The organism is Vibrio sp. SG41-7 (assembly GCF_014164465.1).
Lineage (GTDB): Bacteria > Pseudomonadota > Gammaproteobacteria > Enterobacterales > Vibrionaceae > Vibrio > Vibrio splendidus.
The window spans coordinates 1-8,310 of record NZ_JACJFF010000165.1; the positions used below are offsets into that span (position 1 = coordinate 1).

The 8,310-nt window shown below is 44.2% G+C and carries 7 protein-coding genes and 1 pseudogene; 3 read left to right on the forward strand and 5 right to left on the reverse strand.

All coding sequences use genetic code 11. The features are described from left to right. Nucleotides 1–1,200 (forward strand): ISL3 family transposase (locus H5300_RS24215; protein WP_182797105.1); only part of this gene is annotated, 1,200 nt, incomplete at its 5' end. A gap of 22 nt (nucleotides 1,201–1,222) precedes the next feature. On the opposite strand, the gene H5300_RS24220 is transcribed toward H5300_RS24215, so the two are convergent. Genes H5300_RS24220 through H5300_RS24240 form a run of 5 tightly spaced genes read right to left on the reverse strand, consistent with a single transcriptional unit; the run spans nucleotide 1,223 to nucleotide 5,688 of the window. Beyond that, nucleotides 1,223–2,203 carry a VWA domain-containing protein gene (locus tag H5300_RS24220; RefSeq protein ID WP_108086040.1) on the reverse strand — a complete coding sequence of 327 codons (981 nt, stop codon included), beginning with the start codon at nucleotides 2,201–2,203 and terminating at the stop codon, nucleotides 1,223–1,225. After that, nucleotides 2,196–3,221, reverse strand: a complete 1,026-nt coding sequence (locus H5300_RS24225) for a VWA domain-containing protein (protein ID WP_182797106.1) — start codon at nucleotides 3,219–3,221, stop codon at nucleotides 2,196–2,198. Before H5300_RS24225 ends, H5300_RS24220 begins: the two co-directional genes overlap by 8 nt. Continuing rightward, nucleotides 3,214–3,753: a DUF4381 domain-containing protein gene (locus tag H5300_RS24230; protein ID WP_182797107.1), complete on the reverse strand. Its 540-nt coding sequence runs from the start codon at nucleotides 3,751–3,753 to the stop codon at nucleotides 3,214–3,216. Before H5300_RS24230 ends, H5300_RS24225 begins: the two co-directional genes overlap by 8 nt. Nucleotides 3,754–3,772: 19 nt before the next feature. Next, nucleotides 3,773–4,705 carry a DUF58 domain-containing protein gene (locus H5300_RS24235; RefSeq protein WP_182797108.1) on the reverse strand — a complete coding sequence of 311 codons (933 nt, stop codon included), beginning with the start codon at nucleotides 4,703–4,705 and terminating at the stop codon, nucleotides 3,773–3,775. Between the two features lie 14 nt (nucleotides 4,706–4,719). Next, nucleotides 4,720–5,688 (reverse strand): MoxR family ATPase, encoded by a 969-nt coding sequence (locus H5300_RS24240; protein ID WP_182797109.1) that lies wholly within the window; start codon nucleotides 5,686–5,688, stop codon nucleotides 4,720–4,722. A gap of 403 nt (nucleotides 5,689–6,091) precedes the next feature. Here H5300_RS24240 and H5300_RS24245 point away from each other — a divergent pair, with 403 nt between their 5' ends. Both H5300_RS24245 and H5300_RS24250 read left to right on the forward strand, forming a co-directional pair. Further along, complete coding sequence (locus tag H5300_RS24245) at nucleotides 6,092–7,147, forward strand: DUF1254 domain-containing protein (protein WP_017082308.1); 1,056 nt, start codon at nucleotides 6,092–6,094, stop codon at nucleotides 7,145–7,147. A gap of 418 nt (nucleotides 7,148–7,565) precedes the next feature. Then, a pseudogene (locus H5300_RS24250) lies at nucleotides 7,566–8,201 on the forward strand (methyl-accepting chemotaxis protein); the annotation flags it as partial. Nucleotides 8,202–8,310 lie beyond the last annotated feature (109 nt).

Consider the following 8,310-nt stretch of genomic DNA (forward strand, 5'->3'; position numbering starts at 1 on the left):
CCCTGGAAACTTATCGACCAATCCCTTAATACAGAACATTCTCCTTATGAGCTTCACCTACAAGTGGGGGCTGAACGTGGAGTACTTTACTCGTGTCCAGAATGTGGCGCCGCTTGCTCTGCACATGACTTCAAAGAGAAAACATGGCGTCATCTCAACTTTTTTCAGCACCATTGCTATATCACAGCGAAGATACCTAGAGTTCACTGCAAAACTCACGGGGTAAAGCTCATCGAAGTGCCTTGGGCAAGAGCGGGTAGTGGTTTTACTTTGCTGTTCGAAGAAGTGGCCTTAACACTCGTAAGAGAGATGCCAGTTAACGCTGCCGCTAAGTTTATGGAAGTGACGGATAAGCGGCTTTGGCGAGTGGTGGAACATTACGTGGAACAAGCTTTATCACGACTTGACCTCTCATCTCTTCAAGCTTTTGGATTTGATGAGACAGCTTCAAAACGTGGACATAATTACGTCACTGTTTTCATCGATATGGCTCGTAAAACCCTACCCGTTGTATTTGCTATACCAGGAAAAGGAAAGAAAACAGTCTCTGAGTTTAAAACCTTTATTGAAAAGCACGGGGCGAAATCTGAGCAAGTCCTTGAAGTCGTGTGTGATATGTCTCCGTCCTTTTTAAGCGGTGTCAAAGATGAATTTCCGAAAGCGAATGTAACCGTCGACTGGTTCCATGTTGTGCAGTTATTTACCCGAGCCGTTGATGAGGTTCGGAAAGAGGAAAGAAAACACAGTGAGATGCCTAAGGCGCTTCGTTGGGCAGTTTTAAAGAATGCTGAAAGTCCAATGACAGATAAGCAAGCACAAGCTTTACTTGACCTAGAGCAGTATGAGCTTGAGACAGCGAAAGCTTGGCGAGTTAAAGAAAAGTTACGTTGGATAAGAGAAGCGAAAACGACTCAAGCCGCTCGTTGGCGCCTTACTAATTTCATCAAGTTTACACTTGACGAAATAGGAAGTTCAGATGCTTTAGAGCCGGTAAGAAAAGCGCTAGCCACCTTAGAAAAGCACTCGGAGAGAATACTTCAACGCTGGACTTCGACCTATACTAATGCGCGAATGGAAGGTCTGAACAGTTTATTTCAAGCCGCGAGGTCGAGGGCTCGAGGCTATAGAAATACAGCCACTTTCATCACCATGATCTACATGATAGCGAGCCCTGCCGCTGAAATATTGAAATCCACTTGAAACGTCGAAGAGCCTTTATTATTTACCACTGTAGCGTCCACCCTTTTCTAAACCACATCAATTGGATAGGCAGCAACAAGAACAGCAACCAATAGCCCGCGTCTAACCAAGGTAGGGCGCTATCGTTGACCGCAAACAGGTTGTTTTGGATGCCTTGATAAACCGCTTCTACATCGCTAGCGTCGTGGGTGAATGAAACCATTTTTCCATGACCTGCTTGCGCGAGTTGTGATAGTGAAGCGAGTTGAGTTTCTGTTAAACCTGCCGTGCCATTTCCGCCACTTTGTGGGTTTTCACCCATCGCCCAAACGATCACTTGATGTTGCTGTTGTTCAAACGCTTTAGTGAATTCTTCTATCGCTTCGTCATTGGTCTTGTCCGTCAGTATCAAAACCGTTGATGGTGCTTTTGCTTGTGAGATTAGCTCGAGTGTTGGCTTTAACACTGAAGCCGGTTTGCTCTCGTTATCTGGCAACAAGCTTCCATCCAATACATCGAGGAAGTATCGCGTTAACTCTTTGTCTTTGGTGACAGGCATAGCGATATGCGCACTGCCGCCGTATATAACCAATCCGGTTTTTGCATCGCCTCGTAGTTCAACGAGCTGATTGATCTTCTGTTTAGCGCGCTCTAATCGTGACGGCTGAATATCGGTTTTATTCATTGAATCAGAGACATCCAAGGCGATCACCAGCTCGGAATTGTCTTCAAAAAATGGTGAAGGTTGTTGCTGCCACGTTGGACCCGCCATAATGAGCGTGGCTAGAACCGCAAACACAAAAAACAATCGATTAGGAGAAACTATACGCGCTCGATTTTGGTTGAGAGACAGATGTTCCACCATGTTTTTAGACATCACAGGTTGCCACTGCGCGACTAAATCGTCTTGTTGAACGAGTGCACGATAAAACAACACGAACGGGATCAGTGCTAACAACCAGAATGGGCGCATGAAATGAAACTGGGTGACATCGCCACCAAACAATGTATTGAAATCAGTCATTGGTGAGCTCATCTCTACGGCGAATAACGCGCTTTATTTCTTTTCTACGACGCAGATTTGCACCAAACACGATTAAGGCGGCGAGTAGGTTGCTCGCTAGACATACGCCAAATGCATAGTGGTGCAAGCTGTGTTTCGGACGATGAGATAACAGTTCGAACTCTTGCTGTTCTAGTTCATCTATCGTTGCGTAAGCTTGTTCGAGTTGCTTTCGGTCCATGGCATGAAACATCTGCCCGCCAGTTGCTGCTGATACTTTCTCTAGTGTTGGAAGGTCCATCTTGTAGCGACCTTTGGTACTCGGGTCACCAATTGCAATGGTGTAAATCTTCACGCCATATTTGGCGGCGATTTCCGCGGCTTTGACAGGAGGCATTCTCGAGCTGGTGTCATCACCATCGGTAAGCAGAATCATCACTCGCTGACGACTCTGTTCTCGTTCGAATACGGCAATTGATAAGCCAATCGCATCGCCAAAAGCGGTTTGAAATCCAGCGTAGCCAAGCTCAACGTCTTCGAGTAGCGATTGCCACACGTCAATATCTTCAGTAAATGGCGCTTGAACATAAGCAGAGTCTGCAAACAAGATTAACCCCAAGCGGTCATGCTCTCGTTGGGCTGCGAACTCACGCAATACCTGCTTTGCAATCGTTAAACGGTCGTGTTTGTTGCCTTGTTTATCGGCAAAATCCTCTTCTGACATCGAACCTGACAGATCAAGTGCGACCATAATTTCACGAGCGGATTTCTTTTGTTCAATTGGTTCGCCTACCCACATCGGTTTAGCAATCGCGACGACTAAAGCGAGATAGCTGATAATGACTAATAGCCATTGCACTTTGCGACGGCTCATCTTGACCGCGGTTTCAGAGGGCTCTTGTGAAGACACGGCAATCAGGCGATCAAAAAAGGGCACTTGAATCGCGCTTTTTGACTCTTTGTAAACAGGCAATAACCAATACACGGCAAAGGGTAAGCAGATCAGTGCAAACGCTATCGGGTATTCAAATTCAATCATGTGACACCTCGTGATGCTTTATCCAAAGTGCAACGTTATCCATGATGGCGTTCCGTTTTTCTTCCGTTAATGTCGCTGCTGAAGAGTAGGCGAGTTGAGCAAGTACACCTGAGAGTTCTGATGTAGAGAACTCGGATGAAAATTGGCGATTGGTGCAATGCTCATCTAACCATTTTTCCCAATCTGTGCCGGTTAAGGGGGCGACCTCTGTACGAGAAAAGGCGTACAATGCTGTTCTTCGTAGCAGTTGTGGTAGCTTTTGAAATGATGAAATGTCACCAGACTGAGCCTCCAAAGAGAGTTGCTCGAGTTCTACCAAGGCAGCGCGTCGGTATGTGTTTGCTAGGTACTTTTGAATAACTAAATAGACACGATATAAAGCGAAGCAAAACAGTAACAAGAATAGCCAGTACCAGCCTGGAGCATTCGGTAGCCACGAGATACTTTCTGGCAAAGAAGGCTCAGACAAAGAGACCATCAATGGATTTACATTTTCTGGCTGTAAAGGCTCAAGCCCAGTGTTGGTCGTCATAGTCTGCATTCTCAGTTATTTAACTCGCGCCGAGTGCTTTTCTAAGCTGAACATCGGTTGGATCGACTGTGTTGAAAGGCAATACAGGGATTCGATATTTCTTCGCCACTGCCGTGAAATTATCAATGGCTTGAACCACATCTTTGGCAAATGCATCGCGTAACTGTGCTTCTTGGCCTGATACGGATAATTGCAATTGCCCGTCGCTAAGTACCATTTTATTAAGCGTGGCTAAATCATGCTCTAGTGGGTCGGTAACATGACACAACACCACATCGTTGTGCTGACACAATGCCTTGATTTGTTCTTCGCTACGCTCGTTATAGCCGTAGCCATCGGTAATCAAGATCACTAACCCATCATGCTTAACCAACCTCTGCGCTTGATGAAACAATTTAGCGAAGGAATTGGGTTGGGTGTCTTGAGCCTTTCCCGCTTTGAGCTGCTGATTCTTACTCGCAATCTCATTGAGTATTTTGAGTACGTGATTTGCGCTGCGTTGCGGTGAAATAGGCAGAGCAGTGCTGTCGTTATAAACAATGGCACCAACACGATCGGTACTGTCTATGACTTTCCAAGCAATCAAAGCTGCGATTTCTGCAGCAACTACAGATTTCATTCGACCTGTACTGCCAAAGAACATACTAGTGCGCTGATCGACCATCACATAAACGTTACGCTCGCGCTCTTCAGAGAATATTTTGACGTGTGGCTTGCCCGTTCTGTTCGTCACTATCCAATCCATGGTGCGAATGTCGTCACCAATCTGATAGTGACGCATCTCTTCAAAGTTCAATCCACGTCCACGTAGCTTAGATACATGACGACCTGTTAACGCACTGTTGATTGGCTGATTAGGCAGAAAGTCAAAGCCATGCGCCTTGTATTTCAACAATCGCAATGCCTTTAGATCGGTATAGATATCGGGATCAAGTGTTGGTTTCGTCTCCATGGTGACCTCTCGCGTTACGCTACTGCAACTTGAGACAAAATCTCATCGATGACTCTGTCTGAACTGACGCCTTCAGCCAATGCATCGTACGATAGAATCAGGCGGTGGCGCAGAACCCCATGAACCACGTTACGAACATCATCAGGGTCGACAAAGTCCTTACCGTTTAGCCATGCCATCGCTCTTGAACACTTGTCTAATGCGATGGTTGCACGCGGGCTTGAACCAACACCGATCCACTGTGAAAGGGGTGACTCTGGGTACAACTCGGGTTGTCTTGTTGCCACCACAATCGCGACAATGTATTTAAGAACCGCGTCGCTACAATGTATGTCGCGCAGTTGATCGCGAGCATCAAAAATACATTGAGGAACAATAGGTGCTGGTTTGTCTGTGCTTGGTTTTTCCTCACTGCGAACCATCTTAATGATCTGCTCTTCGGCATCCGCATCTGGATAATCGAGATTTATTTTCATGATAAATCTGTCCATTTGCGCTTCTGGCAGCGGATAAGTACCTTCTTGTTCAACCGGGTTTTGTGTCGCTAAAACCATGAATAGATCAGGCAGTTTGTAAGTCTTGCCAGCTACAGTGATTTGACGCTCTTCCATCGCTTCCAACAATGCAGCTTGTACCTTTGCTGGGGATCGGTTGATTTCATCGGCCAGTAATAGATTGTTGAAAACGGGGCCCGGTTGGAAGGTAAGCGTCGGTTTGCCGTCTACATCTTGATACACCTCTGTGCCTGTTACGTCCGAAGGCAACAAATCTGGAGTGAATTGAACACGACCAAGGTCAACTTGTAGGGCAGAAGCCAATGATTTGATAGAACGAGTCTTTGCTGTTCCGGGTAATCCTTCAAGCAGAACATTACCATTTGTAAGTAGTGCAACCAGTAATGTGTCAACCATATGTTGTTGGCCAATTACCGAGGATTCCATCTGCTGCTTTAGTTGGTTTATAGAGTCTAAAGTTGGGTTCATTTGCTTACCTATTGACTAATTAATCAAGTGAGATTCAGGTCACCAGATGGCGAAAAGATAAATATTGTTAGTTAAAGCAATTATTTAAATCACCTTTGCTAAGGGTAGTCGAAAATAATTTCGACATACGCGATCAACATATCTTTGTTAAAGGCTCACCTTGGAAATACTGAATTGCATGGTCTATAAATAGGCTACTGTATTGTTTGTATTTTAATCAAGAATAATGGTTGATAAGTAACATTACTTTGCTGCATATCTCTTATACGGCGATGTCATTTGTGAATTTATGATGCCTTGATAACATTGTTCACAAGTTGAGCGGTTAACGAACTAACTGTTCGAACAAAAGCAAATGGACTATGTATTGATTTAGCGTTATCGATTTTATTAGAGGTCAACAATGAAAAAATTAGCATTAGTAGTTTTAGGTTTAAGCGCAGTTTCTCTTTCTTCTTACGCAGCTGAAGAAGTTTCAACTCTGACAGAGTTCTTCAATGCCGATGGTGAAGTTACTACCGTCGACAATTACGCGGTGTACGAAACGTCACGCCAATATTTGAAAAACCAAGAGCTTGTTGGCGTTAATAAATTCCTACACAAACGCGAGCTAACGCCAACTGATAAACAGCCTGTGGTTCGAATGAACCGAGACACTTACTACTCAATGGCTGTGATTAACGTTTCACAGGGCGCGACGATTACGCTACCTGAGATTCCTGAAGGCAAATACATGTCGATGGAAGTGATTACAGAAGACCACCGCATTCAGCCAATGCAATACGGTCCTGGTACGTTTGATCTTTCTACTCACAGTGGTGACCATGTGTATGTAATCGTTCGTACCGACGCGACGTTCACCAAAGATGAAGTTCATAAAATCCAAGATCAGATGAGCATAGATGCAAAAGCAGACGCCGAATTCATGGCAATGCAAGTGGATGAGAAATCATTCGAGAAGGTCGAGAAAAACCTTAAGATGGAAATGCCAAAACTACTGAAACGCGATGGTGCTCAGGCGACGTTTGGTATGTTTACCAGCCCTGAAGATGCTTCAAAAGAGATGTTTACCAAAGAGAAGTACGCGGTGGGTGCGGCTATCGGTTGGGGTGGCGCGCAGTTAGATGACAATATCTACGAAGTCTCTGGCAACTTCCCAGCAGACACTTGTCATCAGGCAACCTTTGATGACCCTAAAAACCAAGCGTTTTGGTCGGTAACTGTCTACAACAAACAAGGTTTTATGTTTGGTGAAGTGGCGAACGTAAGCTCAAACACGGCTGAGAAAAATGCAGACGGTACTTACACTGTTAGCTTTGGTTGTGGCGATGATGCGGTGAACAACATCAAAACAGCGAACGACTCTGGTGTGTTTAACTTGGCTTTCCGCCATTACATTCCGAGCCAAAAAGTACGTGATGGATTCCGAGTGCTTCCTTATGTGAAAGTGATTAATTAAAACGATATAGATTAAACGGAATAGCTTAAAACGATATCGCAAAATATCGATTCATGAAGCGCGTTATTGCCACTGACAGTAACGCGCTTTTTTATTTGTTCGATAGCAGTGTCTCTGGCCTATTGCTGTGTATTCGCGCATGTTTTTCTAAACGACTTTATTAGTTGTTAATCAGATTTCCCAGTGTAGATTCCGCGTTAGATACGCCATATGTTATGCAAGTGTGACTAACATATGCTTTTCATATAATTTAGCTAAAGTTATCGAGATTTTGACAGATAAAGGATTAGTGGGAGCTCTAACACGAGACAGAACGTGCGAGCTTTGGTTTCAGTTATTGAAACCTTCAGAGAATTTTTAACAAACTTGCGTCGAGACAACCTAAATGAAGAAAACAATCCTATTTGCCGTTTTTATTATGTTTGGCATTGCAGTCGCTGCGAGTATGGCGTCAACCTATTTCATTTCAAGTGAAAAAATCGATGAGATAATATTGAACAAATCTCAAGTTCAAGCCGAATTCTTGGCTGGAAATGCTGGGTATATCTTAGAGAATTCAGACAACCCAGTTCAAGATTTACAAAAGCTGGTGGGTGAGCTGAAACAGCGATCTGATGTCACTTATGCCATTGTTATTGATAGTAACGTAAGTGCTATTGCTCACAGCGATAAAAATAAACTTAATAAGGTTTACGAAGATAGCTATACCATTAAAGGTGCAACCCAAGGCGTACAACAGTATTCAAAATGGTACGCTGATGTTCAAAAAGTATGGGTGTTTGACATCATGGCACCTATCTACGTCAACGGTGAGCTGTACGGCACCTTTGATATCGGCATTCCTATCACAGAGGTTAGCCAAGCAACGAACGGTATTATTAGCTACCAGCTAGCTTCAATGGTTTTCATTTTTGTTGTTTGTCTCGTTGTTCTATCGCTTCTTCTTAGCAAACTGATGCAGCCTCTCTTAGTATTGAAAAACACATTACACGATATTTCTGAAGGTGATGGTGACCTATCGGTACGTTTGCCTATCAAAGGGAATAATGAAATGGACCCACCCTTCTAAACGGCGTCGCAATGCGCCAAGATGAATATTAAACACAATCATCTAACTGAGGGTAGGTCCATATGAAAACTATAACGATCGGATTAGATATAGC